At 65.8% G+C, this 26,169-nt stretch carries 25 protein-coding genes; 7 read left to right on the top strand and 18 right to left on the bottom strand.

What is annotated here, in order from left to right:
- Nucleotides 1–68: 68 nt before the first annotated feature.
- Entirely contained in the window at nucleotides 69–1,151 is a 1,083-nt protein-coding gene (locus ACQR13_RS19255) for a DUF2336 domain-containing protein (RefSeq protein WP_316202687.1), read from the top strand.
- 85 nt (nucleotides 1,152–1,236) lie between these two features.
- On the opposite strand, the gene ACQR13_RS19250 is transcribed toward ACQR13_RS19255, so the two are convergent.
- From ACQR13_RS19250 to ACQR13_RS19195, 12 genes are all read right to left on the bottom strand, one after another.
- Nucleotides 1,237–3,357, bottom strand: coding sequence for a sodium-translocating pyrophosphatase (locus ACQR13_RS19250; protein WP_434863115.1), 2,121 nt, complete (start codon nucleotides 3,355–3,357; stop codon nucleotides 1,237–1,239).
- Nucleotides 3,358–3,558: 201 nt separating this feature from the next.
- Nucleotides 3,559–4,551, bottom strand: coding sequence for a thiamine-phosphate kinase (gene thiL, locus ACQR13_RS19245; RefSeq protein WP_316202688.1), 993 nt, complete (start codon nucleotides 4,549–4,551; stop codon nucleotides 3,559–3,561).
- A gap of 196 nt (nucleotides 4,552–4,747) precedes the next feature.
- The gene (gene nusB / locus ACQR13_RS19240; RefSeq protein WP_315752916.1) at nucleotides 4,748–5,257 is read right to left on the bottom strand and encodes a transcription antitermination factor NusB; all 510 of its coding nucleotides are present in this window, start codon (nucleotides 5,255–5,257) and stop codon (nucleotides 4,748–4,750) included.
- 1 nt (nucleotide 5,258) lies between these two features.
- The gene (ribH, locus tag ACQR13_RS19235; protein WP_315752917.1) at nucleotides 5,259–5,750 is read right to left on the bottom strand and encodes a 6,7-dimethyl-8-ribityllumazine synthase; all 492 of its coding nucleotides are present in this window, start codon (nucleotides 5,748–5,750) and stop codon (nucleotides 5,259–5,261) included.
- 182 nt (nucleotides 5,751–5,932) lie between these two features.
- The gene (locus ACQR13_RS19230) at nucleotides 5,933–6,541 is read right to left on the bottom strand and encodes a riboflavin synthase (RefSeq protein WP_315752918.1); all 609 of its coding nucleotides are present in this window, start codon (nucleotides 6,539–6,541) and stop codon (nucleotides 5,933–5,935) included.
- Complete coding sequence (gene ribD, locus ACQR13_RS19225) at nucleotides 6,541–7,692, bottom strand: bifunctional diaminohydroxyphosphoribosylaminopyrimidine deaminase/5-amino-6-(5-phosphoribosylamino)uracil reductase RibD (RefSeq protein ID WP_315752919.1); 1,152 nt, start codon at nucleotides 7,690–7,692, stop codon at nucleotides 6,541–6,543. The genes ACQR13_RS19230 and ribD overlap by 1 nt, the downstream gene beginning before the upstream one ends.
- Nucleotides 7,689–8,174: a transcriptional regulator NrdR gene (nrdR, locus tag ACQR13_RS19220; protein ID WP_006612773.1), complete on the bottom strand. Its 486-nt coding sequence runs from the start codon at nucleotides 8,172–8,174 to the stop codon at nucleotides 7,689–7,691. The genes ribD and nrdR overlap by 4 nt, the downstream gene beginning before the upstream one ends.
- Nucleotides 8,175–8,188: 14 nt before the next feature.
- The gene (gene glyA, locus ACQR13_RS19215; protein ID WP_315752920.1) at nucleotides 8,189–9,493 is read right to left on the bottom strand and encodes a serine hydroxymethyltransferase; all 1,305 of its coding nucleotides are present in this window, start codon (nucleotides 9,491–9,493) and stop codon (nucleotides 8,189–8,191) included.
- A 459-nt stretch (nucleotides 9,494–9,952) separates the two neighbouring features.
- Nucleotides 9,953–10,174, bottom strand: a complete 222-nt coding sequence (locus tag ACQR13_RS19210; RefSeq protein ID WP_315711437.1) for a hypothetical protein — start codon at nucleotides 10,172–10,174, stop codon at nucleotides 9,953–9,955.
- Nucleotides 10,175–10,199: 25 nt separating this feature from the next.
- On the bottom strand, nucleotides 10,200–10,415 hold the full coding sequence (locus ACQR13_RS19205) for a hypothetical protein (RefSeq protein WP_315711436.1): 216 nt from the start codon (nucleotides 10,413–10,415) through the stop codon (nucleotides 10,200–10,202).
- Between the two features lie 194 nt (nucleotides 10,416–10,609).
- On the bottom strand, nucleotides 10,610–11,122 hold the full coding sequence (gene ldtR / locus ACQR13_RS19200) for a transcriptional regulator LdtR (RefSeq protein ID WP_008962376.1): 513 nt from the start codon (nucleotides 11,120–11,122) through the stop codon (nucleotides 10,610–10,612).
- A 360-nt stretch (nucleotides 11,123–11,482) separates the two neighbouring features.
- Nucleotides 11,483–11,950 carry a DUF6163 family protein gene (locus tag ACQR13_RS19195; RefSeq protein WP_315711435.1) on the bottom strand — a complete coding sequence of 156 codons (468 nt, stop codon included), beginning with the start codon at nucleotides 11,948–11,950 and terminating at the stop codon, nucleotides 11,483–11,485.
- Between the two features lie 218 nt (nucleotides 11,951–12,168).
- Between ACQR13_RS19195 and hemB the strand changes: the two genes are divergently transcribed.
- The 3 genes from hemB to ACQR13_RS19180 all read left to right on the top strand — a co-directional run bounded on the left by hemB (nucleotide 12,169) and on the right by ACQR13_RS19180 (nucleotide 14,826).
- Nucleotides 12,169–13,230 carry a porphobilinogen synthase gene (gene hemB / locus ACQR13_RS19190; RefSeq protein WP_315752921.1) on the top strand — a complete coding sequence of 354 codons (1,062 nt, stop codon included), beginning with the start codon at nucleotides 12,169–12,171 and terminating at the stop codon, nucleotides 13,228–13,230.
- A gap of 194 nt (nucleotides 13,231–13,424) precedes the next feature.
- Entirely contained in the window at nucleotides 13,425–13,958 is a 534-nt protein-coding gene (locus ACQR13_RS19185) for an RDD family protein (RefSeq protein WP_315827208.1), read from the top strand.
- Nucleotides 13,959–14,049: 91 nt separating this feature from the next.
- Nucleotides 14,050–14,826, top strand: coding sequence for an arginyltransferase (locus tag ACQR13_RS19180; RefSeq protein WP_315711431.1), 777 nt, complete (start codon nucleotides 14,050–14,052; stop codon nucleotides 14,824–14,826).
- Nucleotides 14,827–14,897: 71 nt separating this feature from the next.
- On the opposite strand, the gene ACQR13_RS19175 is transcribed toward ACQR13_RS19180, so the two are convergent.
- Complete coding sequence (locus ACQR13_RS19175; protein WP_315827210.1) at nucleotides 14,898–16,277, bottom strand: Nramp family divalent metal transporter; 1,380 nt, start codon at nucleotides 16,275–16,277, stop codon at nucleotides 14,898–14,900.
- A gap of 202 nt (nucleotides 16,278–16,479) precedes the next feature.
- On the opposite strand from ACQR13_RS19175, the gene ACQR13_RS19170 reads away from it, so the two are divergent.
- Together ACQR13_RS19170 and ACQR13_RS19165 are read left to right on the top strand one after the other, a co-directional pair.
- Nucleotides 16,480–17,271 (top strand): class I SAM-dependent methyltransferase, encoded by a 792-nt coding sequence (locus ACQR13_RS19170; RefSeq protein WP_316172059.1) that lies wholly within the window; start codon nucleotides 16,480–16,482, stop codon nucleotides 17,269–17,271.
- Between the two features lie 102 nt (nucleotides 17,272–17,373).
- Nucleotides 17,374–18,600: an MFS transporter gene (locus ACQR13_RS19165; protein ID WP_315711428.1), complete on the top strand. Its 1,227-nt coding sequence runs from the start codon at nucleotides 17,374–17,376 to the stop codon at nucleotides 18,598–18,600.
- Here ACQR13_RS19165 and ACQR13_RS19160 read toward each other — a convergent pair.
- The 5 genes from ACQR13_RS19160 to parC all read right to left on the bottom strand — a co-directional run bounded on the left by ACQR13_RS19160 (nucleotide 18,597) and on the right by parC (nucleotide 24,504).
- Nucleotides 18,597–19,031: a universal stress protein gene (locus ACQR13_RS19160; protein WP_315805837.1), complete on the bottom strand. Its 435-nt coding sequence runs from the start codon at nucleotides 19,029–19,031 to the stop codon at nucleotides 18,597–18,599. The genes ACQR13_RS19165 and ACQR13_RS19160 overlap by 4 nt on opposite strands.
- Before the next feature lie 63 nt (nucleotides 19,032–19,094).
- Nucleotides 19,095–20,369, bottom strand: a complete 1,275-nt coding sequence (locus tag ACQR13_RS19155; RefSeq protein WP_316191345.1) for an adenylate/guanylate cyclase domain-containing protein — start codon at nucleotides 20,367–20,369, stop codon at nucleotides 19,095–19,097.
- A gap of 37 nt (nucleotides 20,370–20,406) precedes the next feature.
- Entirely contained in the window at nucleotides 20,407–20,811 is a 405-nt protein-coding gene (arsC, locus tag ACQR13_RS19150) for an arsenate reductase (glutaredoxin) (RefSeq protein ID WP_315711425.1), read from the bottom strand.
- Nucleotides 20,812–21,017: 206 nt separating this feature from the next.
- Nucleotides 21,018–21,989 carry a cation diffusion facilitator family transporter gene (locus tag ACQR13_RS19145; protein ID WP_316191346.1) on the bottom strand — a complete coding sequence of 324 codons (972 nt, stop codon included), beginning with the start codon at nucleotides 21,987–21,989 and terminating at the stop codon, nucleotides 21,018–21,020.
- Nucleotides 21,990–22,251: 262 nt separating this feature from the next.
- On the bottom strand, nucleotides 22,252–24,504 hold the full coding sequence (gene parC, locus ACQR13_RS19140) for a DNA topoisomerase IV subunit A (RefSeq protein ID WP_316185752.1): 2,253 nt from the start codon (nucleotides 24,502–24,504) through the stop codon (nucleotides 22,252–22,254).
- A 397-nt stretch (nucleotides 24,505–24,901) separates the two neighbouring features.
- Here parC and ACQR13_RS19135 point away from each other — a divergent pair, with 397 nt between their 5' ends.
- Nucleotides 24,902–25,732, top strand: a complete 831-nt coding sequence (locus ACQR13_RS19135) for an alpha/beta fold hydrolase (RefSeq protein ID WP_315752930.1) — start codon at nucleotides 24,902–24,904, stop codon at nucleotides 25,730–25,732.
- Nucleotides 25,733–26,169 lie beyond the last annotated feature (437 nt).

Raw genomic sequence — 26,169 nt, 5'->3', positions numbered from 1 at the left:
CGCGTGGATGCGGTCCGATCATCGTCCGAGGGGCAGGCGTCGGCGTCGTCCATCGCGTGAGCCGTGCCTTGCCCAACAGCGTCCTCCATCAGCTCGAAGACATTCTCGCCAGCCGCTACGTCTCCCGGCGCGCCGAGATCCTGGAGCGCGTCACCGACCTGTTCGTGGTGGGCTCGGGCAAGTTCACCGAAGAACATGTCGATCTGTTCGACCACGTGCTGTCCAAGCTGCTCGACAATGTCGCCATTGCGGCGCGGGCGCAGCTCGGCAGCCGGCTCGCGGTACTGCCTGATGCACCGCCGCGGCTGCTCCGGCTGCTCGCCAGTGACGAGACGATTGCGGTGGCAGGCCCCGTGCTGCGCCAGAGCGACCGGCTCGACGACGAGATCCTGGTTGCGACCGCGCAGACCCAGGGCCAGGAGCATCTGCTCGCAATCTCCGACCGCAAGATCCTCACCGAATCCGTCACCGACGTTCTGGTCGATCGCGGCAATCAGGCCGTCGTTTCGAACACCGCCAACAATGGCGGCGCGCGCTTCTCCGATCACGGCTTCTCCGGCCTGGTGACGAAGGCGTCCGACGATCCCGGCCTCGCCTTGAAACTCTGGAGTCGACCCGACAGCCCACGCGAGGTGCTGGTTCGGCTGTTCGTCGAAGCCTCCGACGCGGTGCGCAGCCAGCTCGCCAGCGCCGACGCGGCGCGGACCGAGATCGTCGAGCTCGCCGTGGCGCAGGCTTCGGATCATCTGCATGCCGCCGCGCGGACACGCTCGGCCGACTTCGTCACCGCCAGGGACTATGTCGAGCTGCTGCACGCGACCGGCCAGCTCCACGAGGCGCAACTGCACGGCTTCGCCAAGGAAGCCAGCTTCGACAAGGTCACGCTGGCGCTGTCATTGATGTGCAAGCTGCCGCTCGACGTGGTCGAGCGCGCCTTCGTGCGCAACCAGCCGGACCAGCTCCTGGTGCTCGCCAAGGCGCTCGACTTGTCCTGGGTCACGACGACGACGCTGCTGTTCATGCAGGCGAGCGCCAGCGGCAGCGCACGCCCACAGCTCGACCAGCATCTGGCGAGCTTCTCGCAGCTGCAGCCGCGCATGGCGCAGAGCACGTTGCAGAGCTATCGGACGCGGCAGCGCGCGGCCGAGTAGCAAACAACCAAACAACACAGCCTCATGAAAAGACCCCGCGGCTCGCGCCGCGGGGTCTTCGCTCGTCAAGACGCGTCGGCGCGCCTCAATGCGCGAGGATCGCCAGCAGCAGCAGGGCCACGATGTTGGTGATCTTGATCATCGGGTTCACCGCGGGGCCCGCGGTGTCCTTGTAGGGATCGCCGACGGTGTCACCGGTGACCGCAGCCTTATGAGCATCGGAGCCCTTGCCGCCGAAATGGCCGTCCTCGATGTACTTCTTGGCGTTGTCCCAGGCGCCGCCGCCGGAGGTCATCGAGATCGCGACGAACAGGCCGGTGACGATGACGCCGAGCAGCATGGCGCCGACCGCCGAGAACGCCGCCGACTTGCCGGCCGCGCCACCGCCCGCGATCGCGTAGATCAGGAAGTAGACGACGATCGGCGACAGCACCGGCAGCAGCGAGGGAATGATCATCTCCTTGATCGCCGCCTTGGTCAGCAGGTCGACGGCCTTGCCGTAATCCGGCTTGTCGGTGCCCTGCATGATGCCGGGCTTCTCGCGGAACTGGCGGCGCACCTCCTCGACGATCGCGCCGGCGGCACGGCCGACTGCGGTCATGCCCATCGCGCCGAACAGATACGGCAGCAGGCCGCCGAACAGCAGACCGACCACGACATACGGGTTGTTCAGCGAGAAGTCCGGCTTGATCCCCGCGAAATAGGGATGGTGCGCCGAATCCGCGACGAAGAACTGCAGGTCCTGGTTATAGGCCGCGAACAGCACCAGGGCGCCGAGACCGGCGGAGCCGATCGCGTAGCCCTTGGTGACCGCCTTGGTGGTGTTGCCGACTGCGTCGAGCGCGTCGGTCGACTTGCGGACCTCCTTGGGCAGGCCGGCCATTTCGGCAATGCCGCCGGCGTTGTCCGTCACCGGGCCGAAGGCGTCGAGCGCGACGATCATGCCGGCCAGCGCCAGCATCGTCGTGGTCGCGATCGCGATGCCGAACAGGCCGGCGAGGCTGTAGGTGACCAGGATGCCGGCGATGATGACGATCGCGGGCAGCGCAGTCGACTCCATCGAGATGGCGAGGCCCTGGATCACATTGGTGCCGTGACCGGTGACCGAGGCGGCCGCGATCGACTTCACCGGGCGGAAGTCGGTGCCGGTGTAGTATTCGGTGATCCAGATGATCAGGCCGGTGACGACGAGACCGACGACGCCGCACATGAACAGCGCCGTGCCCGTGTAGTCGACGCCGTCGAGCTTGCCGAAGCCGATCAGCCACCCGATCGCCAGCGCGACGCCGCCGAGCGAGAGCACGCCGGTGGCGATCAGGCCCTTGTACAGCGCGCCCATGATCGACTGGCTGGCGCCGAGCTTGACGAAGAAGGTGCCGGCGATCGAGGTGATGATGCAGATGCCGCCGATGGCGAGCGGCAGGGTCATCATGTTGGTCAGCAGCGACGACTTGGCGAAGAAGATGGCCGCCAGGACCATGGTGGCGACAGCGGTCACCGCGTAGGTCTCGAACAGGTCGGCGGCCATGCCGGCGCAGTCACCGACGTTGTCGCCGACGTTGTCGGCGATGGTCGCGGGGTTGCGCGGATCGTCCTCGGGAATGCCGGCTTCGACCTTGCCGACGAGGTCACCGCCGACGTCGGCGCCCTTGGTGAAGATGCCGCCGCCGAGACGGGCGAAGATCGAGATCAGCGAGGCGCCGAAGCCGAGCGCGACCAGCGCATCGATCACGGTGCGGCTGTCGGGCGCGAGCTTCATGAAGCCGGTGAGGATGCCGAAGTAGATGGTGACGCCGAGCAGCGCGAGACCGGCCACGAGCAGACCGGTGATGGCGCCGGCCTTGAAGGCGAGCTCGAGGCCGCCGGCGAGCGAGGTGATGGCCGCCTGTGCCGTGCGGACGTTGGCGCGCACCGACACGTTCATGCCGATGAAGCCGGCCGCGCCGGAGAGGATCGCGCCGATCGCAAAGCCGATCGCGACGAGCATGCCGAGGAAATACGCAAGGAGCACGAAGATCACCACGCCGACGATTCCGATCGTCGTATATTGGCGGCGAAGATAGGCCTGCGCGCCCTCACGCACCGCCGCCGCGATTTCCTGCATGCGCGCATTGCCGGCGTCCGCGCTGAGCACCGATTGTGTGGCCCAGATCGCATAGACGATCGACAGCGCTCCGCAGAGCACGATCACCCATAAAGCTGACATTTAGTTTCCTCGGCTCTTTGCTTTTTCTAACTACGTCACGCCGCGATGGTGCGACGCACGCCCCCTGTCAGGCCGCTCCGGGCGGAGCCGCCTCGAACATATGAAGCTTGCCAAAATCGCCATGATGACGCAACGCCGCGACGCCTGAACCGCTCCAAATTCAGACGCTTCTTTGGTCGCATTGTGCGGTGCAAATAGGTGTCAGAAGTGGCTGAAGGACAACCGCGTCAGTGTGACGGGACGGCCCTGCCCGTCCAGGAAGCGCGGGGCTCGCGCCCCTTCGACGATGGCGCCGATGTCGGTGACGGCAACGCCCGCCGTCTCGGCTGCAGCACGGAACGCTGCGCATTGCGCTGCGGGAACAGTGCAGAGGATCTCGTAATCGTCGCCGCCGGAGATCATGCCTTCAAGCTGCGCGGCCCCGACAGCAAGCAGCTTCGCCGCTGCCGGCGATCGAGGAATGTCGGACAGCGCGATGTCGGCGCTCACGGAAGAGGCGGCGCAGAGCTTGGTCAGGTCGCCTGCGAGGCCATCAGAGACATCCATCGAGGCGGTCGCGCAGTCTCTCACGGCCGCGGCCAGTGCATTGCGCGGCTGCGGCTTGCGATAACGGCCGATCAGCATATCCCGCGCGGCGGCATCGTCGGCCAGCGCCGTGGCGTCGGCCGTGCCCGTCAGGATGCGCAGGCCGAGCAAGGCGTCGCCGATGGTCCCGGTCACCATCACCCGGTCGCCGGGACGCGCGCCGAAGCGATGCACCATCCGGCCCCTGGGCACCCTCCCCCAAGCCGCGATCGAGATCATCACGGGACCGGGCGTCGACACGGTGTCGCCGCCGAGCAGCGGACAGCCGAACGCCGCCGCGTCCTCGCCGAGGCCACGCGCGAACTCCGACAGCCACGCGTCGTCCTTCTCGCGCAGCGCCAGCGTCAGGACGAAGCCGGCGGGCACCGCACCCTTGGCGGCGAGATCGGACAGGTTCACCCGCAGCGCCTTGCGCGCGATGGTGTCGGGGGGATCGTTGGCGAGATAATGGACGCCTTCGACGATGGCGTCGGTCTTGACGACGATGTCGTCACCATTGGCCGGAATGATCGCGGCATCGTCGACGAGGCCGAAGGCGCCGGGGTCGGTCGCCAGCGGCTTGAAGTAGCGGGCGATCAGGGAATCTTCGCCGGAGGCGTCGCGGGTCACGCGCTCGTCCCCCACACTTTGCACACTCTGCTGTCATCGCCCGGCTCGACCGGGCGATCCAGTACGCCGCGGCCCTTCCCTATCCCTTGAACGTCTGTGGAATACGGGATCACCCCCCGTCGCGGGAGATGACAGTCGAGGAAAGAGACTGGCATCGCGCCGGTTCGCAGCGATCGTGCTCCGGCGCCGCCCATCGCTACTTCGGCCCCATCTCGTCGGCGCGGTATTGCCGGGCGAGTTGCTCCAGCACCGCGTTGACCATGCCGGTCTCGTCGCGCTCGACGAAGGCATGGGCGATGTCGACATATTCGGACACGACGACCCGCGCCGGAATGTCCTTGCGTCGCTCCAGTTCATAGGCGCCGGCGCGCAGCACCGCGCGCAGGATCGCCTCGATCCGCTGCAGCGGCCAGCCGCGCTCCAGCGCCGTATCGAGCACCGGATCGATCTTGGTCTGGTCGCGCACCACGCCGGAGACGATGTCGCGGAAGAACGCAGCCTCGGCCGGCAGATACTGCTCGCCCTCGACCTCGTTGCCGAGCCAGTGGCTCTCGAACTCGGCCAGGACGTCGTTGATGCCGGCGCCTGCGATGTCCATCTGGTAGAGCGCCTGCACGGCGGCGAGACGGGCGGCGCCACGGCGATTGGCCTTGCGGTCGCCGGCACGGACCGGGCCCTTGATTGGCTTGTTGCTGCTCTCGGCCATGTCAGCCTCGCGCCAGACGGCGTTTGATGCGCAGCACGGCGAGCGCGGCGCGGGCGGCATCGCCGCCCTTGTTCATCTCGGAGACGCGGGCGCGCGCCCACGCCTGGTCCTCATTATTGACGGTGAGGATGCCGTTGCCGAGCGGCAGGCCGCGCGCCACCGACAGATCCATCAGGGCTCGCGAGGATTCCTGCGACACGATCTCGAAATGGATGGTGTCGCCACGGATGACGCAGCCGAGCGCGATCGCGAGGTCATAGGGCTTGCCGGCCTTCGCGGCAGCATCGAGCGCAATGGCAATAGTCGCCGGAATCTCCAACGAGCCGGCGACGGTGAGAACATCATAGCCCACGCCCGCCGCCTTCAGCTCGGCGGTGGCGCCCTCCAGCAGGGCGTCCTGAAGGTCATCGTAGAAGCGGGCCTCGACGATCAGCGCGCGGGCGCCGGAGATGTCGGTCTGGTCTTTGAGCGGCGCGCGCCGTGCGTCTGCCATGGTTCTGTTTCCATTGTCTTCAGGTGCCTCGCCCCAATGGAGCGGCCATCCGGCCGCGTCGCGAAGGGCGAGATGAAATCGGCCTCATGCTGCGAGACGACACATCGGCGCCTCCTCGCCATGAGGGCTGGCCTTGTAGGCGCGAGCGCCCGCAAAGCCAAGACGGAAAGCCCCCTTCGAGGCTACTTCATTTCCGTGAGGCGCGCGGCATAGCGCGCCATCAGGTCGACCTCGAGATTGACCTCGCTGCCGGCCTGCCAGGACGACAGCGTGGTGACCGACAGCGTATGCGGAATGATCAGCACCGAGAAGACCAGTTCGTCGACGGTGTTGACCGTGAGCGAGACGCCGTCGAGGGTTACTGAGCCCTTGGTGGCGATGAAGCGCGCCAGATCCCGCGTCGTCCTGAAAACGAACCGCGCCATGTCCGGCAGGTTCTCTCGGCTGACGATGGTCGCAATGCCATCGACATGGCCGGAGACGATGTGGCCGCCGAGCTCGTCGCCGATCTTCAGCGCCCGCTCGAGGTTCAGCTTCGTGCCGACGCGCCAGTGCTTGGCGGTGGTCAGCGCCAGCGTCTCCGCGGCGGCATCGACCTCGAACCAGGTCTTTCCATCGGTGACGCCGGACTGCACGACCGTGAGGCAGACGCCGTTATTGGCGATCGACGCGCCATCGGCGATGCCGGCCTGATCATAGTGGCAGGCAATGCGCAGCCGATGCAGCTTTCCTTCGGTCCGCGGCGTCAGGCTGACGATCTCGCCGATGTCGGTGACGATGCCTGTGAACATTAGGCGCGCTCGTAAATCGTAAGGGTATCGGGATCGAGCGTCTCGCTAGCACGAACGCGATAGGCCGGCGACTGCGTGATTGCGGTCAGCGGCAATGCGTCCAGCGCAGCGATCCCGTCAGCTCCGATCTCGCCGGGGCCGCGCAGGAGCCAGATCTCATCGACCAGGCCGCTTGCCATGAAAGATGATGCGACGCGGCTGCCGCCTTCGATCATCAGACGCGTGACGCCGCGTTCCGCCAGCGCCTTGAGCACGGCCGGCGGCTCCAGCGCCGACGGGTCGGCCTGCGGCGGGACACGGATCACCTGCGCACCGGCGGCGCCCAGCCGGGTCGCGGTAGCCGGCTCGGCCACCTCGGACGCGACGAGCCAGAGCGGCGTCGTGCGCGCGGATTGCATCAATCGGCTCGCAGCCGGAAGGCGGAGCATCGGATCGAGCACGATCCGGACCGGCGAGCGCGCCTCCATGCCCGGCAGCCGGCAGGTCAGCAGCGGATCGTCGGCGATCGCGGTGCGCACCCCGATCAGGAGGGCGTCGCTCTGGGCCCGCAGCAGATGCACGCGGGTCCGCGCTGCCTCGCCGGTAATTGCCACCGGCTTGTTGCCGGCGGCTGCGATCTTGTCATCGGCGGAGACCGCGAGCTTCAGGATCACGTGCGGCCGTCCGTCGCTGATGCGGCGGAAATGGCCGGCATGATCACGCTTGGCGTCCGCCGAGCAGAGGCCGACCTCGACCTGAATACCCGCGGCGCGCAGCTTCGCATGCCCCTGCCCTGCGACCTCGGGATTGGGGTCCTCGATCGCCGAGACGACGCGGCTGATGCCGGCGGCGATGACCGCATCCACGCAAGGCGGCGACTTGCCGAAATGCGAGCACGGCTCCAGCGTCACGTAGAGGGTGGCGCCCTTGGCGGCCTCGCCGGCGCGCTTCAAGGCCTCGGGCTCGCCATGAGGGCGTCCACCGGGCTGGGTCCAGCCGCGGCCGACGATCACGCCGTCCTTGACCACCACAGCGCCGACGGCGGGATTGGGCCAAGTCCGCCCCAGCCCACGACGGCCGAGCGACAGCGCCAGCTGCATGAAGCGGCGGTCGGCGTCCTTCTGCGCCTTCAGCTTCTCGCCGACCTGATCGACCAGAACCCGGAAGATCATTTGCGGACCGGCGCGAGGCGCGGTGCTTCGTCCTCGGCCGAGAGCTCGCCGAGCACGGCCTCGAAATCCTTGGCCTCGCGGAAATTGCGATAGACCGAGGCGAAGCGGACATAGGCGACGTCGTCGAGATCGCGCAGATGCTCCATCACGATCTCGCCGATCGCCTCCGAGGACACCTCGGATTCGCCGCCACTCTCGAGCTCGCGCACGATCGCCGAGACCATCTTCTCGACCCGCTCCGGATCGACCGAGCGCTTGCGCAGCGAGATCTGCACCGAGCGCATCAGCTTGTCGCGGTCGAACGGCACGCGACGGCCGTTGCGCTTGATGACGGTCAGTTCGCGCAGCTGCACCCGCTCGAAGGTCGTGAAGCGGAAATTGCAGGTGACGCAGACCCGCCGCCGCCGGATCACCGAGGAATCCTCGGTGGGGCGGGAGTCCTTCACCTGCGTATCGAGGCTGTTGCAGCTCGGGCAGCGCATTGTGGCTTCAAGCCTTACTGGTAGATCGGAAACCGGTCGGTCAGCGCCTTCACCTTCTGCTTGACCGCGGCTTCGACCAGCGGCGCGCTGCCGTCCGGCGCCTGCGCGATCGCGTTCAACACCTCGGCGATCAGGCTGCCGACCTGCTGGAATTCGGCGACGCCGAAGCCGCGGGTGGTCGCCGCCGGCGTGCCGAGGCGCAGGCCGGACGTGACGAACGGCTTCTCGGGATCGAACGGGATGCCGTTCTTGTTGCAGGTGATGCCGGCGCGGACCAGGGCCTTCTCCGAGATGTTGCCCTTCAACCCCTTGGGCCGGAGGTCGACCAGCATCAAATGGTTGTCGGTGCCGCCGGAGACGATGTCGAAGCCGTGGGCGCGCAGCGATTCCGCCAGCGCCTTCGCGTTCTCGACGATGTTCTTCGCGTAAGTCTTGAACTCCGGCCGCAGCGCCTCGGCGAACGCCACCGCCTTGGCCGCGATCACGTGCATCAGCGGGCCGCCCTGCAGGCCCGGGAAGATCGCCGAGTTGAACTTCTTGGTGAACTGCTCGTCGTTCCACAGGATCAGGCCGCCGCGCGGGCCGCGCAGCGACTTGTGGGTCGTCGTCGTGGTGACGTGGGCATACGGCACCGGCGAGGCATGGACGCCGCCGGCGACGAGGCCGGCGAAGTGGGCCATGTCGACCAGCAGGTACGCACCGACGCTATCGGCGATCTCGCGGAAACGCTTGAAGTCCCACGGGCGCGAATAGGCGCTGCCACCGGCGATGATCAGCTTCGGCTTCACTTCCTCAGCCTGCTTCGCCACCGCATCCATGTCGATCAGGTGGTCGTCGCGGCGCACGGTGTAATGCGCGGCCCTGAACCACTTGCCGGACATGTTGACCGGCGAGCCGTGGGTGAGATGGCCGCCGGCGGCGAGGTCGAGGCCCATGAAGGTGTCGCCGGGCTGCAGCAGCGCCAGGAACACCGCCTGATTCATCTGGCTGCCGGAGTTCGGCTGGACGTTGGCGAAATTGGCGCCGAACAGCTTCTTGGCGCGGTCGATCGCGAGGTTCTCGGCGACGTCGACCCATTCGCAGCCGCCATAATAGCGCGCGCCCGGATACCCTTCCGCGTACTTGTTGGTCATCACCGAGCCTTGGGCCTCCAGGACCGCGCGGCTGACGATGTTTTCCGAGGCGATCAGCTCGATTTCGTGCCGTTGCCGACCGAGCTCACCCTTGATGGCGGCGGCGATCTCGGGATCGGCCTCGGCCAGGGTGGCGGAGAAGAAGGAATCGACTGACGAGGCGGGCTTGGCGCTGGAAGCGGTCATCGGCGGAATATCTCCACGTCCGCAAGGCCTTAGGTGGCCTGCGGTCGGTTCAGTGAAGGCGGTCGGAAAAGACCCCTGCCCTTACCATATGGGCGGCGGCAGGCCAAGGGACAGACCAAGCGGTTGCGGGTCAAACCGGATATTTGCGCCAGATATGGTGGACGAGGTCCGGGGCAAGCCCTGCTCAAGCCAGGCGCCTATTCTGGCCCGTGCTTCTCGACTGTTCGGTCCCTTCTGGGACCAAACCGTCTCAACCATACTCCTCGTGGGCAGGCTCAGCTCACCGCACGCGACGGCCAAGAATCCGCGATGACCAAGAATCCCGCGATGACGATGACTCGGGACACCAAATGCATCGATCCCCCAAGAACAAACAACCCGCATGAAACCGGAAGGTCTCATCCAGGTTGTCGGGTATTATGAGGCAAGCGTCGCGCGAGCAAAGTCGCGCCGAACACATCAGAGGCCGGTGTAGCCCGCCTTCACCGGATCGACGCGGCCGTCGAGCTGGCGAAGATAGGTCAGGCCGCACACCGTGAGACGATGCGGATCGCGCTCGCCGGCTTCGAACAGCGTCTGGATGTAGGCGCTCACCTTGCGACGCGCCTCGTCGCTCGCCGCAGCGGTGCGGTTCGCCAGCAGGTCGTAGGTGTGCATGATGCGATCGATGGCGGCTTCCATATCATCCCCTCTTGAACGTCAGCCGTCAGGCAGACTTGAACATCGAAATCGCCTTGTTGGCGAGCTTGAGCTTGTTGAATTCTCCGCGGTGAATCAGTTGAACGATGATGTCGACAAGTCTTTCGTTCGGCGTGAACTCCTCCGGCATCTCGCCAGAGAGACGCAGATAGTTGGAGGCGATGGCATAAGCATCGCCGACCATCGCCACGTTCATGACTTGCATTCCGGCATCGTGCAGCATGGTCCGACCTCCGGTCCAAGGACATAAGCCCAGGAGCCTTGATTGGTTCCAATTCGGACCGGGGATTTTGCCAAACGAACACGAAAAAGCGCCGGCCGAAGGGGCCGGCGCAAGAACGACTTCCAGACGATCAACGACTGTCCGGTCTTGGCTCTCGAGGTCGGAGCCGGCTCAACCGAGACGATGAGGCCTGCTCAGAGGCGATAGAGGATCTGATCGGTCCAGAACCGCTCGAGACGATGCAGCGACTTGTTCAGCGTCGAGAACTCCTCGCTGGAAATGCCGCCGACCTGCTCCACGGTCTTGACGTGCTTCTGATACAGCGAGTCGACGATGCGGCGGATCTCCTGGCCCTGCGGGGTCAGGCGGATGCGGACCGAGCGGCGATCGACGCGCGAGCGCTGGTGATCGAGGAAGCCGAGCTCGACCAGCTTCTTCAGGTTGTAGGAGACGTTGGAGCCGAGATAGTAGCCGCGCGTGCGCAGCTCGCCCGCGGTCAGCTCCTTGTCGCCGATGTTATAGAGCAGCAGCGCCTGGACCGAATTGATGTCGGAACGACCACGGCGGTCGAACTCGTCCTTGATGACGTCGAGCAGGCGGCGATGCAGCCGCTCCACCAGCGTCAGAGCTTCCAGATAGAGCGACTGGACGGTGCCGCCCTGGCCCGGCGCAGCAGTCTCCACGGCCGTCGCAACGGCTTTCATCATGACACTTCCCCTGTCGTCGTTTTTGTCGACTTATTCGACGAAACTTTTGTCCCGTCTGATAGAACGAACTTAAGGGGCGTGCTTTGAAGATCGCCTTAAATAAGAGCATAAAGAGAGAATGAATCGCGGAGAGTGAATCCTCTTTTAATTCAGTAATTACAGAGGCTTTTGCAATAGTCCGTTGACGGTCGAGGCGCGATGTTCGCGCTCTGTTTCACCCACCTGTCGCATTCCAAAACACGCTTGGGTAGCGCCGCTAAGGTCTCTGTAACAGCTGTGGCAGGCGCTCTTAAGGTGTTCGAAACATTACTTGCATGGCGCTGAAAAGATTTACAGCGTGCAACGAATTTTCCGCACGACCTATGGTGGCCGCTCCCGGGCCGCCATCCAGGCCAGCACGAGGTAGGCGGCGAGCATGATTGCCTCGCCCGCGACCACCAGCAGATTGCCGCCGTAGATGCCCGGGAACATCAGCTCGATCACCGCCATCGACACCACCGTGGTGAGCCACACCACTGCGCCCCACGGCGTGGCCAGCCACAGGCCCACGGCGGCGACGAGCTCGATGACCGCGAAATAGACCGTCGCAGCCTGCCAGGCCATCGCCTGGTTTTCGAACGCGTCGTCCTCGCCGCCGATGAAGCCGGTCACCTGGGCCCAGTGGTACAGGCCCTTGGCGATCGAGAGCATGGCCATGACCCGCAAAAACAGCACGAGCCGCCGCGTCCAGACATTGTCGTCGCTCTCGCGCCGATCCGAGGACATGGCGGCAATCGACATGGCGGCGTTGTCACGTGCCAGATCTCGCGCCGAGGGAATCTCAGCCATGGCAGCTCGAGCAGAACAGGATGGTCGTCATTGGGGCCTCTCAAGACCAGGAGCATGGCGATTCTTGGCCGGCCGGCACCGTGAAAGCAACCGGGTAGGAAATCAACCGGGCCGCTTGCGTCAGGTCAAGTGACGGGCGACGGCCGAAGTGCTACAGATTGTTGGAATTACAACAAATCAAATCCGGCTCGCCGGCCAGCTCAAGGAGCCAGCACCCCATGGCGATCAAATTCGGCCGCCCGATCGACCTGCGCGACACCGCGCGCAACCCGGCCACTGCACCGACACCGGCGCTCGAGCTGACCATCCGCCCCCGCCGCAACCGCAAGGCCGAATGGGCGCGCCGGCTGGTGCGCGAGAACGTGCTCACCACCGACGATCTGATCTGGCCCCTGTTTGTGGTGCAGGGCGACCGGACCCGCAGCACCGTCGCCTCGATGCCGGGCGTGGAGCGGCTGAGCGTCGACGAGATCGTCCGCGATGCCGAACGCGCGGTTAGGCTCGACATCCCCTGCATCGCACTGTTCCCCTATACCGAGCCGTCACTGCGCGACGAGCACGGCTCCGAGGCCTGCAACCCGGACAACCTGGTCTGCCAGGCGGTGCGCGCGATCAAGAAGGAGTTCCCGGAGATCGGCGTGCTCTGCGACGTCGCGCTGGACCCTTTCACCAGTCACGGTCATGACGGCCTGATCCGGGACGGCCGCATCCTCAACGACGAGACCGTCGCCGTGCTGGTGCGCCAGGCCCTGGTCCAGGCCGAGGCCGGCTGCGACATCATTGCGCCGTCGGACATGATGGACGGCCGGGTCGGCGCGATCCGCCAGGCTTTGGATCAAGCCGGTTTCCTCGACGTGCAGATCATGGCCTATGCAGCCAAATATGCATCCGCCTTCTACGGCCCGTTCCGCGACGCGATCGGCTCGGCCAAGACGCTCACCGGCGACAAGCGCACCTACCAGATGGACAGCGCCAATAGCGACGAGGCCCTGCGCGAGGTCGAGCTCGACATCGCCGAGGGCGCCGACATGGTGATGGTCAAGCCGGGCATGCCCTATCTCGACGTCGTCAGGCGCGTGAAGGACACGTTCAGCATGCCGACCTTCGCCTATCAGGTGTCGGGCGAATACGCGATGATCGCGGCGGCCGCCAACAATGGCTGGATCGACGGCGATCGGGCGATGATGGAGAGCCTGCTGGCCTTCAAGCGCGCCGGCGCCGACGGTGTGCTCACCTATTTCGCCCCGCAAGCCGCCGAACGGCTGCGGCAGCAGCGTTGAGGAGGCGCTGGGATCTTTCGGGACCCGCCGGTCTTTGAGCACGCCGATCCTTTCGCGTGCGCGAACCGCCGGGTCGCGGAAAGGGCTCAGAAGTCGCGAAATGGCCGGAAATTTGCCGCGCCTCCTGCAAGAACGGCCCTTGCAAGCGCAAGTCGGGTTCCCATGTGCTGGGTGCCAATCCGGAGGGCTTATTCATGGCGTATATGGGCTCAGGCGATAGCAATGACGGTCCCGGTGCTCGGCCGCACGCCTACGATCCCTATCAGCAGCCGGAATTGTTTCGCGGCGTGCTGACGCGGCGGATGATCGCATTCCTGATCGATCTCCTGGTGCTCTCGGTCCCGGTGATCCTGGCGGTGATCTTCATTGCCGTATTCGGCGTGGTCACGCTGGGTCTCGGCTGGGCGTTGTTCTGGCTGGTGTCGCCGGCTTCAGTGATCTGGGCCATCGTCTACTACGGCGCAACGATCGGCGGGCCGAACTCGGCGACGATCGGCATGCGGGTGATGGATCTGGAGGTGCGGACCTGGTACGGCGCGCCGGGCTACTTTGTGCTCGGTGCCGTGCATGCAGTCTGCTTCTGGATCTCGGTCTCGGTGTTGTCGCCGCTCGTGCTGCTGGTCGGACTGTTCAACAGCCGCCGCCGGCTGCTGCACGATTTCGTGCTCGGCACCGTCGTGATCAACACGTCTGTGCGCTCGCAACTGACTGAACCGGCTCGTACCTGATGAGACGTCCGGTGGCACAGCAAAAGCGATTGACCGGCCGCCTCCGGAGCGCAATTCTGTTGATGATCGCCTCGGAGGCTCACGACGTTCCTTGACCCAGCATTCGCGTGACACCCCGCAATTCTACCTGACCGCGCCCTCGCCCTGCCCGTATCTGCCGGGCCGGCAGGAACGCAAGGTGTTCACGCATCTGGTCGGCGACAAGGCGACCGATCTCAACGACCTTCTCACCCATGGCGGCTTCCGTCGCAGCCAGTCGATCGCTTACCGGCCGGCCTGCGACCAGTGCCGCGCTTGCGTGTCCGTCCGCGTGATCGCCAACGAATTCCGCCCCTCGCGCAACTTCCGGAAGGTGCTCGCGCGCAACTCCGATCTGGTCGGCGAGCAGCGCAGCGCCGTGCCGACCTCCGAGCAATATTCGATCTTCCGCGGCTATCTCGATCAGCGCCATCGCCATGGCGGCATGGCCGACATGACGGTGCTCGATTACGCCATGATGGTCGAGGACAGCCATGTCGAGACGAGAATCATCGAGTACCGCCGCCGCAATCTGAGCAACGGTCCGAACGCCAGGGGCGGCGAGTTGGTCGCGGTCGCCCTGACCGACGTGCTCAGCGATGGCCTGTCGATGGTGTACTCGTTCTTCGACCCGTCGGAGACCACGCGCTCGCTCGGCACCTTCATGATCCTCGACCACATCGCCCGGGCGCGGCGCCAGGGCCTGCCCTACGTCTATCTCGGCTATTGGATCGAGGGTTCGAAGAAGATGGACTACAAGAGCCGCTATCTGCCGCAACAACGGCTCGCGGCTGCCGGCTGGCTGCGCGTGGATGCCGAAGGCGACATCGCGCCCGAGCCGCAGGACTAGAGGGAGGCAATAGCGAGGGGGAGTAGAGGTCTTTCGACATCCCCTGGTTCGCTGCTCCCTGCGCGCCATCCCTATCCCGTGGCCAGATCCCACACCAGCTTGGCATTGAGCGCGATGATCACCACCGCGATCAAGGTCGCAATCGCCGTCAGCCAGCGCGGCGCCACGAACTGCCCCATCTTGGCCCGGCTCGCGGTGAGCAGCACCAGCGGCACGATGGCGAACGGCAGTTGCAGGCTGAGCACGACCTGACTGAGGATCAGGAGCTGCCCGGTCGCCTTCTCGCCGGCCCAGATCGTCACCACCACGGCCGGCACGATTGCGATCATGCGGGTGATCAGCCGGCGCAGCCAGGGCGCGATCCGCCAGTGAAGAAAGCCCTCCATCACGATCTGGCCGGACAGTGTCGCGGTGATCGTCGAATTCAGGCCGCAGCACAACAGCGCGATCGCAAACAGCGTCGGCGCCAGCGTCGACCCGAGCAGCGGCGCCAGGAAGGAATACGCCTGGTCAAGCTCGGCGACGTCGCGTTGTCCGGTGCGGTGGAACGTCGCCGCCGCCAGGATCAGGATCGAGGCGTTGATGGTCAGCGCCAGGCACAGCGCGATGGTGGAATCGATCGTGGAGAGCGTGATCGCCTCGCGCTTGTCCTCTGGGCTGTCGCCGTAGCCGCGAGTCTGGACCAGGCCCGAGTGGAGATACAAATTGTGCGGCATCACGGTGGCGCCGAGAATGCCGAGCGCCAGATAGAGCATCTCCGGATTGGCGATCAGCTGTCCGCTGGGAACGAAGCCCTTCACCACCTCGGCCCAGTCCGGCTGCGCCATCGCGATCTGGATCGCGAAGCACAGCGCGATGATGCCGAGCAGCGCGACCACGAACGCCTCGATCCAGCGGAAGCCGAACGCCTGCAGCGCCAGGATCAGGAAGACATCGAGTGCGGTGACGCAGACGCCGATCGACAGCGGCAGCCCGAACAGCAGGCTGAGACCGATCGCAGTACCGATCACTTCCGCGAGGTCGGTGGCCGTGATCGCGATCTCCGCCGACAGCCAAAGCGGCACCGAGACCCAGCGCGGGGTAGAGTCGCGACAGGCCTGGGCGAGGTCGCGGCCGGTGGCGACGCCGAGCCGTGTGCACAGCGACTGCAGCACGATCGCCATCAGGTTGGACAGCAGCGCGACCGAGAGCAGGACGTAGCCGAACTTGGCACCGCCGGCCAGCGACGTTGCCCAATTGCCGGGGTCCATATAGCCGACGGCGACGAGGTAACCGGGTCCGAGAAAGGCCAGCAGCTTGCGCCAGAGCGACCCTTTTGTCGCGGTTCGTACCGTCGCGAACATGTCGCCGAGAGACGGATCGCCGCGCTCACCGCGCCAGCCTCCGTTCAGGCGGTCGCTCGGCGGAACCATGGCGTGCAGCTGCGAAAGGTCTGACGATTTTGCGTCCATGGCGCTATCCTGGACGAAACCGACGTTTAATGCAACTTACTTGCAAGTGCGACTTGCCCATGTGGCGGTGCCGCATAGAGATGCTGGAAATCCTCCGATACCGCTTCATCATTGCGAAAGCTCGTCCCTGCCGATTCGCGGCCCGCCTCCTCGAGGCGGCCCATCGGCGACGGGCGCCACTGCCCCACTGACGGGATCCACCATGCTCTCTACCCAACTCGGGCTCCGACCGGTCACGAACGCGCCCGTGCCTTGCAAGATCTGTGACGGTCCTGCCTCGCTCTACGGCGTGGTCGACATGAACCGCCCCTGCCAGACGGCCCATGCCCATCGCCCGCCGCTGGCCGGCGTACCAATCTACTACCGGCGCTGCGCGGATTGCGGCTTCCTGTTCACGGACGCCTTCGACGACTGGAGCATCGAGCAGTTCAAGACCCACATTTACAACGACGGCTACGAAGCCGTGGATCCGGACTATCGGATCAAGCGGCCGACCGACAATGCGGCGGCCGTGGCCCGCTTCTGGGCGCCACACAAGGCCGGAATGCGGGTGCTCGACTTCGGCGGCGGCAACGACTTGTTCTGCACCGGCCTGCGCGCTCAAGGCTTCGCGGAAGCGGTCACCTATGATCCGATGGTGGCCGAGCACGCAACCCAACCCGATCGCAAGTTCGATCTCGTCACCTGCTTCGAGACGCTGGAGCACGTGCCCGATCCGCTGGCGACGATCGGAGCCATGGCAGCCTGCGTGGCCGAACCGGGCGCGGTATTCTACTCGACGTTGACCCAGCCGGACGACTTCGAAAGCCAGGGCATGTCCTGGTGGTACATCGCGCCGCGCAACGGCCACATCTCGATCTACACCCAGCATGCGCTGGCGCTGGCCTGGCACCGGTTCGGCTTCAAGACGGCGCCGCTGAATGCCGGCACGCATCTGGCGTTCCGCACGCTGCCGCCGGAATGGGGATTGGCCGAGGCACCGACCGCGGCGTAGGCCGTCCGCAGCACGACGGCCGATGCCGGAGATCAGGAAGCGGGTGGGCGCAGGGAGGCTGAGCGGCGATGATGGCCACATCATCACATCAGGTTCCTCTTCATGACTCCCTCGCCCGCCCTGCCCGCCGCCTTCCACCGCCTCGCCTGGTCGAACCTCACCGCGCAATCGGCCGAGCAGATCGCGCTCGCCGCAGCGCCGATCGTCGCGGTGCTCGCGCTCGGTGTCGGCGAGGGCGAGACTGGACTCTTGCAGACGGCGCTGACCGCGCCCTTCGTGCTGTTCGCGATCCCTGCGGGGCTGCTCGCCGACCGGATGTCGCGACGGCTGCTGATGGCGCTGGCAGAGATGCTTCGCGCGCTGGCGCTGCTCGCGATCCTCATCGCCTTCGCGGCCGGCGCGCTCACGCTGCCGTTGCTGGCGGCGCTTGGATTCGCAGCGGTGTGCGGCACGGTGGTGTTCAGCGTCGCCGCGCCGGCCCTGGTGCCGAGCCTGGTCGCCCCCGCCCAGTTGGCGCCTGCGAATGCGCGCATCGAGCTTGCCCGTACCGTCGCCTTCGCCGCGGGGCCCGCGCTCGGCGGCGTGCTGGTCGGCTGGATCGGCGGCGCGCCCGCCTTCGGCTGCGCCGCTGCGCTCTCGCTGGTCGCAGCCGTCTGCCTGGCCGGCATCGCCGAGCCCGCCCGCGCGCCCGTGCCGCGCCGCCATCCGCTGGCCGACATCAGGGAAGGCGCCGCCTTCGTGCTGCATCATCCGCTGCTGCGGCCGGTGTTCGCAACCCAGTTCATCTTCAACACGGCCCATTTCCTGCTGCTCGCGGTGTTCGTGCCCTATGCAGTCCACCGGCTCGGCCTGTCGGCAGGAGGCGTCGGCTCGGTGCTGTCGATGTTCGGCGTCGGCATGGTGTGCGGCGCGCTGCTGGCGACGCGCATCATGCGGCTTCTGCCGTTCGGCACCGTCATCGGGCTCGGCCCCGTCACCGGCTTCGCCGCGGCGCTCGTGATGGCACTGACCACGTTCGTTCCCTCGCCTGTCCTTGCCGGGCTCAGCTTCTTCCTGCTCGGCGCCGGGCCGATCCTCTGGGTGATCTCGACCACGACGCTGCGGCAGTCGGTGACCCCGGCCGGCCTACTCGGGCGGGTGTCGGCCATCAACATCCTGAGCTACGGCGCCCGTCCGCTGGGCTCGCTGCTCGGCGCGGTCGTCGGCGGCCGCTACGGCGCCGACACGTGTCTCTACCTCGTCGCCGCCATCTTCGGCCTGCAGGCGCTCGTCATCCTCGCCTCGCCGGTCGTGGCGATCGCGCGGCAACCGGAGCCGCAGCCCGCCTAGCGATAGACCAGGATCGGCACGGTCGAATGCGTCAGCACCTTCAAGGTCTCGCTGCCCAGGATCGCCGAGACGCCGCGCAGCCCATGCGAGGCCATCAGCACCAGATCGCAATGCTGCTTGCGGGCGGTCTCGACGATCGCCTCATAGGGCTTGTCGTGCTCGACGCAGAGCGTGGCGCAGGCGACGCCGGCCTGCTCGGCATCGTCCTTCACATGATCGAGATATTTCGCGGTCTGATCGGCCACCAGCGACTTGTATTGCGCGAGCGCCTTGGTCGCAGCGTGAGGATCGACGACCAGCGAATGCAGCGGCGTCGACACCACCAGCGCCGTGACCTTTGCGCCGGTCGCCTTGGCGAGCGCAATGCCGTGCTTGATCGCGGCCTTGGACAGATCGGAGCCATCGGTCGGCAGCAGAATATGTTTGTACATGAGCTTTCATCTCCCGGCAGAGGGATGCTGGGCAGACTCGCTTCGGCTGGGCATTGACGTGGGTCAAGGGTGCGACATCTCGTCCGCCAGGTAGTTCTCGTAGGCCCGCGTGGCCAAGGCGCTGCCGGCAATTTCCGGATCGAGCGTGAAGAGATCCTGCGCGCGGCCGATGCCGCGCAGCGCGTAGCGGCCGGTCGACACCAGGTAGCGGCGACCTTCGTCGTCGAGCCCCTCGCAGAATTCGGCGGACGCCAACAGTTCGCGATCGACCGAGCGGCACATCGAGGCGATGCGGCTGACCTCGTTGACGGCCGGTCCCACGACGGTGAAGTCGAGCCGGTCCTCGCTGCCGATATTGCCGTAGAACACCTCGCCGACATGCAGGCCGACATAGGCCGAGGTGACGGGCCGTCCCTCGCCGGCGCGCCGTGCGTTCAGCTTCAGGATGTTCAGCCGAAAGCGATGCTCGGCACGCAGCGCAGCCCGGCGAGCCGAGGCCATGTCGCCTCCGGTGAAGATCGCCAGCACGCCGTCGCCGATCAGCTTCAGCACGTCGCCGCCGGACTCGTAGATCGCGTCGATCGAGGCTTCCGCATAGTCGTTGAGCAGCGGGATGATCTCGTCCGGCGATATGCTCTCACTGATTGCGGTCGAACTGCGCAGGTCGGAGAACCACAGCACCGCATTGATGCGCTCGGTGACACCGCGGGAAATCCGGCCGCGCAGCACCTGCTCCGACGCATCGCGGCCGAGATAGACGCGGCCAAGGGTTCGCACGATGTCGACCTGCTGCGCGGATTTGATCGTCAGCGCGAGCAGCGGGACCAGGTCGCGCAATGCGCCGACCTGCGTGTCGGTGAAGCCGCCGTCACGCCGCGTCAGCCAGTTCGAATAGAAGCAGTCCATCTGGCCGAGCGTGCCGGCTTCCCCGAACCGGTGCACGAAGGCGAGATAGTGCCGATGTCCCTGTGCGGAAAGCTCCTCGATGATCGGAAAATCGAGATGCGCACAATTCATGAAGTCAATGCTGAACTCGTCATGGCCGTTCTCCAGCATGTGGTGGAAGACCGAGCGCCGCCAATTCTGGGCCGCCTCTCCCTCATTGCTGGAGCCATATTCAAAGCTGTCGGCTTCGTTCGTGTCGAAATCGTTCCAGCGGAAGCCACGCCCCTCGAAAATCGGATGCAGCGTATCGATGATCGCAAGGCTGCGCGACAGTTCAAGCCCGGCCGCGCGACAGCGCTCGCAGAAACCGCGCAGGATCTCGTTTTCCGGCGCGCCGGTCAGGCTCTGACCTACGAGCCAGTTCGCCACTTCGAGACGGGTCGCCGTATCCATGGTTTCAACTCACCAACGCGTCACGATCCGGAAGGCTTCAGGCAGGCCGGCTCACCACCTCGCCGTCCTCCTTGGTGAAGGAGGAGACGGGATGATCGAGCAGGTCGAGCACGAGTTCGGACGGGCGGCAGAGCCGCGCACCCCTGCTGGTCACCACGATCGGCCGGTTGATCAGGATGGGATGCGCGAGCATCGCCTCGATCAGCTGGTCGTCGGTCCATTTGGGATCGCCCAGCCCAAGCTCGGCATAGGGCGTGCCCTTCTCACGCAGCACGTCGCGCACCCTGACGCCCATCGCGTTGATCAGCGCAATCAGCTGTTCGCGGCTCGGCGGCGTCTTCAGATATTCGATCACCTCAGGCTCCTCGCCCGAGGCGCGGATCATCGCGAGCGTGTTGCGCGACGTGCCGCAGGCCGGATTGTGAAAGATCGTCACGGGCATGGGCTGTCCAGTCGTTGCGTTCCGAAGGCACATTCCCGTGCCGTGCGTCTCACCCCAGACATCGTGTCCCTGATGGTGCGGCCGCGATGCGGGAGATGGTCACTGTTATCACGGCGCCGCCGCCGGCCGGAATGGGAACTCCGCCGGTCGAGGGAAATCGCCGGCGCGATGTGCAGACTGGCAGGAAGGAGCTGACCCATCGCGGCTTACACCACGTCGGCAGGAGCGAGCTTGCAGGCGCAGCCATCGGCCTCGATCTGCAGGGTCGGATGCTGGATGTTGAAGCGATGTGACAGCTCGGCGCAGACGCGATGCAGGAACGCATCATCCGTTCCGCCTGCCCGGACCAGATGCGCCGTCAGCGCGGTCTCGTTGGTGCTCATCGCCCAGACATGGAGGTCGTGCACCTCGCTGACGCCGTCGAGGGAGGCGAGATAATCGCGCACCTCGGGAAGCGCGATGTCGCGCGGCACGGCGTCGAGCGCCAGATTGACGCTGTCGCGGGCGAGCTCCCAGCCACTCAGGAGCACGACGAGCGCGATGACAAGGCTGACCACCGGATCGACCCACAGCCACCCGGTCCAGATCGTGACCAGCGCCGCGACGACGACGCCGAACGACACGGCGGCATCGGCGGCCATGTGCAGGTAGGCGCCGCGGATGTTGAGGTCGGTGTCGCGGCCGCGCATGAACAGCAGCGCGGTGGCGCCGTTGATGGCGATGCCGAGCGCGGCGACCCACAGCACGGTGATGCCGGCCACCTCGCCCGGATTGCGCAGGCGATCGAACGCCTCGACGGCGATGCCGCCGACCACCACCAGCAGCACCCCCGCATTGATCAGCGCCGCCAGGATCGAGGCGCGGCGATAGCCGTAGGTATGGCGGTCGGTCGGCCGCCGGCCCGCCAGCCACAGGGCGCCCCAGGCCAGGAGCAGCGACATCACGTCGGACAGATTGTGGACCGCGTCCGAGATCAGGGCCAGCGAATGCGCGGCGTAGCCGAAAACGAGCTCGGCGATGACGAAGCCGGTGTTGAGCGACACACCGATCGCGAAGGCCGCGCCGAAGCTCGCCGGCGCATGGCTGTGGCCGGCGTGGCCGTGGGCGTGGGAATGTGAGTGGCCGTGCGAATGATCATGGTCGCGGTGGTCGTCGTGATGCTGGTGTGAGTGCGCCATGCGATCTGACCTACTACTCGCTGCTGATGAGCGCTCTCGATGTCGTCCCGGCGAAAGCCGGGACCCCATAGCCACCGGCGGCAATCGGTTGGCACGCGCGTCGTTCCAGCCTGCCCATTCCCACGTCCTGTGGTTATGGGTCCCGGGTCGGCGCCATCGGACAACGCTACGCGTTGCCGATGGCTTGCCCGGGACGACAGTCTTGGTGTCGTCCCGATGAGTGGCAGACCGAAGGGGCGCTCGATCTTCACTCTCCCGCGCCTCACTCGATCGGCCGGTTGAACTTGTTCGACTTCGGCAGGCCCTGCGCGATGCGGCCGGCGTCGGCGCGGTTGCCCCGGTAATCGGCCAATTCCTTCCAGCTCAGACCCTGATCGCGGCCGGCGGAATCCTTCCAGGCCAGCCCCTGCTTCTGCTCGAAGGTGGTGACGTCGGACAGCTGCGCGCTGGTGTATTTCTGCAGCCGGACGCCGCGGCCACGCGCCATCTCCGGCACCTGGTCGAGCCCGAACACCACCATCTTGTGGTTGGTGCCGATGACCGCGACCTGATCGCCCGTGACGGTGGTGATCGCGCGCGCTTCCGCTGGCGCGGTCACGTTGAGCACCTGCTTGCCCTTGCGGGTGTTGCTGACGCAATCCTCTTCCTTGACCACAAAGCCCTGGCCGTCGGAGGCCGCCACGAGGAACTTGCGCTCGCCCTTGGCGACGAACATCGACACGATCGAGGCGTCCTGGTCGAGGTCGATGAACATGCGGATCGGCTCGCCATGGCCGCGGCCACCGGGCAGCTTGCCGACGTCGAGCGAGTAGAACTTGCCATTGCTGGCGAACAACAGCACCTTCGAGGTGTTCTCGGCGAAGAACGCCTGGCCGAGCTGATCGTCGGTCTTGAACTGCAGGTTCGACAGGTCGGCGACGTGGCCCTTCAAGGTGCGCACCCAGCCCTTGTCGGAGACGACGACCGTAACCGGCTCGCGCTCGATGAAGGCCTCCTCGATGGCGGCGAGATCGTGCTCGGGCGCGTCGGCGAAATTGGTGCGGCGCTTGCCGAGCGGCGTCTTCGGCCCGAACATGTCGCGCACCGTCTTGACCTGCTCGCCGACCTTGGCCCATTGCAGCTGCTCGGATCCGAGCAGCGCATTGATGCCCTTCAGCTCGCCGCGCAGGTTCTTGTCCTCGGTGCGGATCTCCATTTCCTCGAGCTTGCGCAGAGAGCGCAGGCGCATGTTGAGGATGGCCTCGGCCTGGACCTCGGTGAGCTTGAACGTCTTCATCAGGACCGGCTTGGGCTCGTCCTCGGTGCGGATGATCCGGATCACCTCGTCGATGTTGAGGTAGGCGATCAGGTAGCCGCCGAGAATCTCCAGCCGGTTCTCGATCTGCTTCTTGCGGTAGTTCGAGCGTCGCAGCAGCACGTCGCGCAGATGGTCGAGCCATTCGCGCAGGCACTCGGCGAGACCCACCACCTTCGGGATCTTGCCCTTGATCAGCACGTTGAGGTTCAGCGGAATCTTGCTCTCGAGATCGGTGAGCCGGAACAGCGATTCCATCATCAGCGCCGGATCGACGTTCTTCGACTTCGGCTCGATCACGAGCCGCACGTCCTCGGCGGATTCGTCGCGGACGTCGCCGACCAGCGGCAGCTTCTTCTCGTTGAGCAGCTCTGCGATCTTCTCGACCAGGCGCGACTTCTGCACGAGATAGGGAATCTCGGTGATGACGACGATCCAGGTGCCGCGGTTGCCCTCCTCCTGCTTCCACTTGGCGCGGACACGGAACGAGCCGCGGCCGGTGGTGTAGGCCTCGATGATCGATTCCTTGGAGTCGATCACGGTGCCACCGGTCGGGAAGTCCGGGCCCTTCACCCAGCGCAACAGCGCGCGCGACTTGGCGTCGGGCTTCTCGATCAGATGCAGCGCGGCGTCGCACAGTTCGGCGGCATTGTGCGGCGGGATCGAGGTCGCCATGCCCACGGCGATGCCCTGGGCGCCGTTGGCGAGCAGGTTCGGGAAGCCGCCGGGCAGCACCACCGGCTCCTTCGACTGGCCGTCATAGTTCGGCCGGAACTCGACGCCGTCCTCGTCGATGCCGTCCAGCAGCAGCCGCGCGACGTCGGTCATGCGCGCTTCGGTGTAGCGGTAGGCGGCCGGGTTATCGCCGTCGATGTTGCCGAAATTGCCCTGGCCGTCGACCAGCGGATAGCGCGAGGAAAAGTCCTGCGCGAGGCGGACCATCGCGTCGTAGATCGCCTGGTCGCCATGCGGATGGAACGAGCCCATCACATCGCCGACGATCTTGGCGGATTTCTTGAAGGCGGTGCCGGGATCGAGCCGCAGCAGCCGCATGCCGTAGAGGATGCGCCGATGCACCGGCTTGAGGCCATCGCGCGCGTCGGGCAGCGCGCGGTGCATGATGGTCGAGAGCGCGTAGGCGAGATAGCGCTCCTCCAGCGCCTCGCGCAGCGCGACCTCGTGAATCTCCGCCGGCTCCGGCGGAATCAGTGATTTTCCCATTAGCGTTTAGCTTTCAGTGGGTTAGCCCAGGAGCTTGAGCTGGCGTGAACGATTTGGGAACAGGCTTTATGCGATGACGCGCCGGGGCGCAATGACGGCCCTGCCCGGTTCCAGAAGGAAAAAGCCGGGTGTCCGGCCGCGGAACCGCAAAGGAGCCCGCAAATCATGCAGATCACGCGCCGCAGATGCATGTGGCTCCGCTCACGGATTGAGCAGCCAACGCGGGTCCCGTTGAGGTGCAACGCTGTCGCACACGAGTCTGTGTTGCTGAGATCGTCACGCTCCGTCGCTAAGGTGGCAGCGGGCATCCTTCGTTGCGTACCGACGCGACGAGGCGCGCCATCACGCCGCGCCTTGAACGCGGCAGATTCCATCCAGTGAGAAAGGCAGACACTCCATGAGCTCAGGATTCGTGACGACATCGGACGGCACGCAGATCTTCTACAAGGATTGGGGCTCGGGCCAGCCGATCGTCTTCCACCACGGCTGGCCGCTGTCGTCCGACGACTGGGACGCGCAGATGCTGTTCTTCCTCGACAAGGGCTTTCGCGTCATCGCGCATGACCGGCGCGGTCACGGTCGCTCCAGCCAGACGGAGACCGGCAATGAGATGGACACCTATGCGGCCGATGTCGCCGCGCTCGCCGCCAAGCTCGACCTGCGAGACGCGGTCCATGTGGGCCACTCGACCGGTGGCGGCGAGGTCGCGCGCTACGTGGCGAAGCACGGCAAGGGCCGCGTCGCCAAGGCTGCCCTGCTCGGCGCGGTGCCGCCGATCATGCTGAAGACGGAGAGCAATCCCGGCGGGCTGCCGATCGAGGTGTTTGACGGCTTCCGCGCGGCGCTCGCCGCCAACCGCGCGCAATTCTTCCTCGATATTCCGACCGGCCCGTTCTACGGCTTCAATCGCAATGGCGCCAAGGTTTCCGAAGGCGTGATCCGCAACTGGTGGCGCCAGGGCATGATGGGCGGCGCCAAGGCGCATTACGATTGCATCAAGGCGTTCTCCGAAACCGACTTCACCGAGGACCTCAAGGCGATCGACGTGCCGGTGCTGCTGATGCATGGCGAGGACGACCAGATCGTTCCGATCGACGATTCCGCGCGCATCGGCATCAAGCTGTTGAAGCATGGGACCTTGAAGACCTATCCGGGCTTTCCGCACGGCATGGCGACCACACATGCCGACGTGATCAATGCCGACCTGCTGGCCTTCATCAAGGGGTAGCTCGATCGTTGCAATTCGCCGAATGAGCATTCCGATGCCGATGAAGCGATAGATCTCAAATCCTGCTCGTCATGGCCGGGCTTGTCCCGGCCATCCACGCCGCACCGCACACGCCGAACGACGTGGATGCCCGGGACAAGCCCGGGCACGACGAGTTCGGGGCTACCATTGATCCACTATCTCAATTTCCGCGTCGGAGACGTCGTCCTGCCTTCTCGCGACGCGCTCCGCGCCCGAGCTATCAAGATCGATTACCCTCTTCGGACAGAGGGCACAGGGAAGGCCGGACCTCGACTGAGGCCCGTGGCCCGCCTGCTCAAAAAATGCAGGCGGCAGGTACCACAGGTTCAGCCGAGATCACCGGCGGATTCAATTGGTCGTCGCAACACTCGATGAGGAGGTTGCGATGGGCATTCGAAAGAAACGGTCAACGCGGG

Origin of the sequence: Bradyrhizobium sp. HKCCYLRH3059 (assembly GCF_051168035.1) — a bacterium.
Lineage (GTDB): Bacteria > Pseudomonadota > Alphaproteobacteria > Rhizobiales > Xanthobacteraceae > Bradyrhizobium.
Note: the sequence above shows the minus strand (reverse complement) of the source record. Positions and strands in the feature narration are given on the sequence as shown.

Coding starts and splice junctions, on each gene's coding strand:
- ACQR13_RS19165 (WP_315711428.1), top strand. CDS start 17,374: ATGACTCCCTCGCCCGCCCTGCCCGCCGCCTTCCACCGCCTCGCCTGG.
- arsC (WP_315711425.1), bottom strand. CDS start 20,811: ATGCCCGTGACGATCTTTCACAATCCGGCCTGCGGCACGTCGCGCAAC.
- ldtR (WP_008962376.1), bottom strand. CDS start 11,122: ATGATGAAAGCCGTTGCGACGGCCGTGGAGACTGCTGCGCCGGGCCAG.
- ACQR13_RS19230 (WP_315752918.1), bottom strand. CDS start 6,541: ATGTTCACAGGCATCGTCACCGACATCGGCGAGATCGTCAGCCTGACG.
- ACQR13_RS19185 (WP_315827208.1), top strand. CDS start 13,425: ATGGCGTATATGGGCTCAGGCGATAGCAATGACGGTCCCGGTGCTCGG.
- ACQR13_RS19145 (WP_316191346.1), bottom strand. CDS start 21,989: ATGGCGCACTCACACCAGCATCACGACGACCACCGCGACCATGATCAT.
- ribD (WP_315752919.1), bottom strand. CDS start 7,692: ATGATCTTCCGGGTTCTGGTCGATCAGGTCGGCGAGAAGCTGAAGGCG.
- hemB (WP_315752921.1), top strand. CDS start 12,169: ATGGCGATCAAATTCGGCCGCCCGATCGACCTGCGCGACACCGCGCGC.
- ACQR13_RS19135 (WP_315752930.1), top strand. CDS start 24,902: ATGAGCTCAGGATTCGTGACGACATCGGACGGCACGCAGATCTTCTAC.
- nusB (WP_315752916.1), bottom strand. CDS start 5,257: ATGGCCGAGAGCAGCAACAAGCCAATCAAGGGCCCGGTCCGTGCCGGC.
- ACQR13_RS19175 (WP_315827210.1), bottom strand. CDS start 16,277: ATGGACGCAAAATCGTCAGACCTTTCGCAGCTGCACGCCATGGTTCCG.
- ACQR13_RS19170 (WP_316172059.1), top strand. CDS start 16,480: ATGCTCTCTACCCAACTCGGGCTCCGACCGGTCACGAACGCGCCCGTG.
- ACQR13_RS19250 (WP_434863115.1), bottom strand. CDS start 3,357: ATGTCAGCTTTATGGGTGATCGTGCTCTGCGGAGCGCTGTCGATCGTC.
- parC (WP_316185752.1), bottom strand. CDS start 24,504: ATGGGAAAATCACTGATTCCGCCGGAGCCGGCGGAGATTCACGAGGTC.
- ACQR13_RS19155 (WP_316191345.1), bottom strand. CDS start 20,369: ATGGATACGGCGACCCGTCTCGAAGTGGCGAACTGGCTCGTAGGTCAG.
- nrdR (WP_006612773.1), bottom strand. CDS start 8,174: ATGCGCTGCCCGAGCTGCAACAGCCTCGATACGCAGGTGAAGGACTCC.
- ACQR13_RS19210 (WP_315711437.1), bottom strand. CDS start 10,174: ATGGAAGCCGCCATCGATCGCATCATGCACACCTACGACCTGCTGGCG.
- ACQR13_RS19205 (WP_315711436.1), bottom strand. CDS start 10,415: ATGCTGCACGATGCCGGAATGCAAGTCATGAACGTGGCGATGGTCGGC.
- ACQR13_RS19195 (WP_315711435.1), bottom strand. CDS start 11,950: ATGGCTGAGATTCCCTCGGCGCGAGATCTGGCACGTGACAACGCCGCC.
- ACQR13_RS19160 (WP_315805837.1), bottom strand. CDS start 19,031: ATGTACAAACATATTCTGCTGCCGACCGATGGCTCCGATCTGTCCAAG.
- ribH (WP_315752917.1), bottom strand. CDS start 5,750: ATGGCAGACGCACGGCGCGCGCCGCTCAAAGACCAGACCGACATCTCC.
- glyA (WP_315752920.1), bottom strand. CDS start 9,493: ATGACCGCTTCCAGCGCCAAGCCCGCCTCGTCAGTCGATTCCTTCTTC.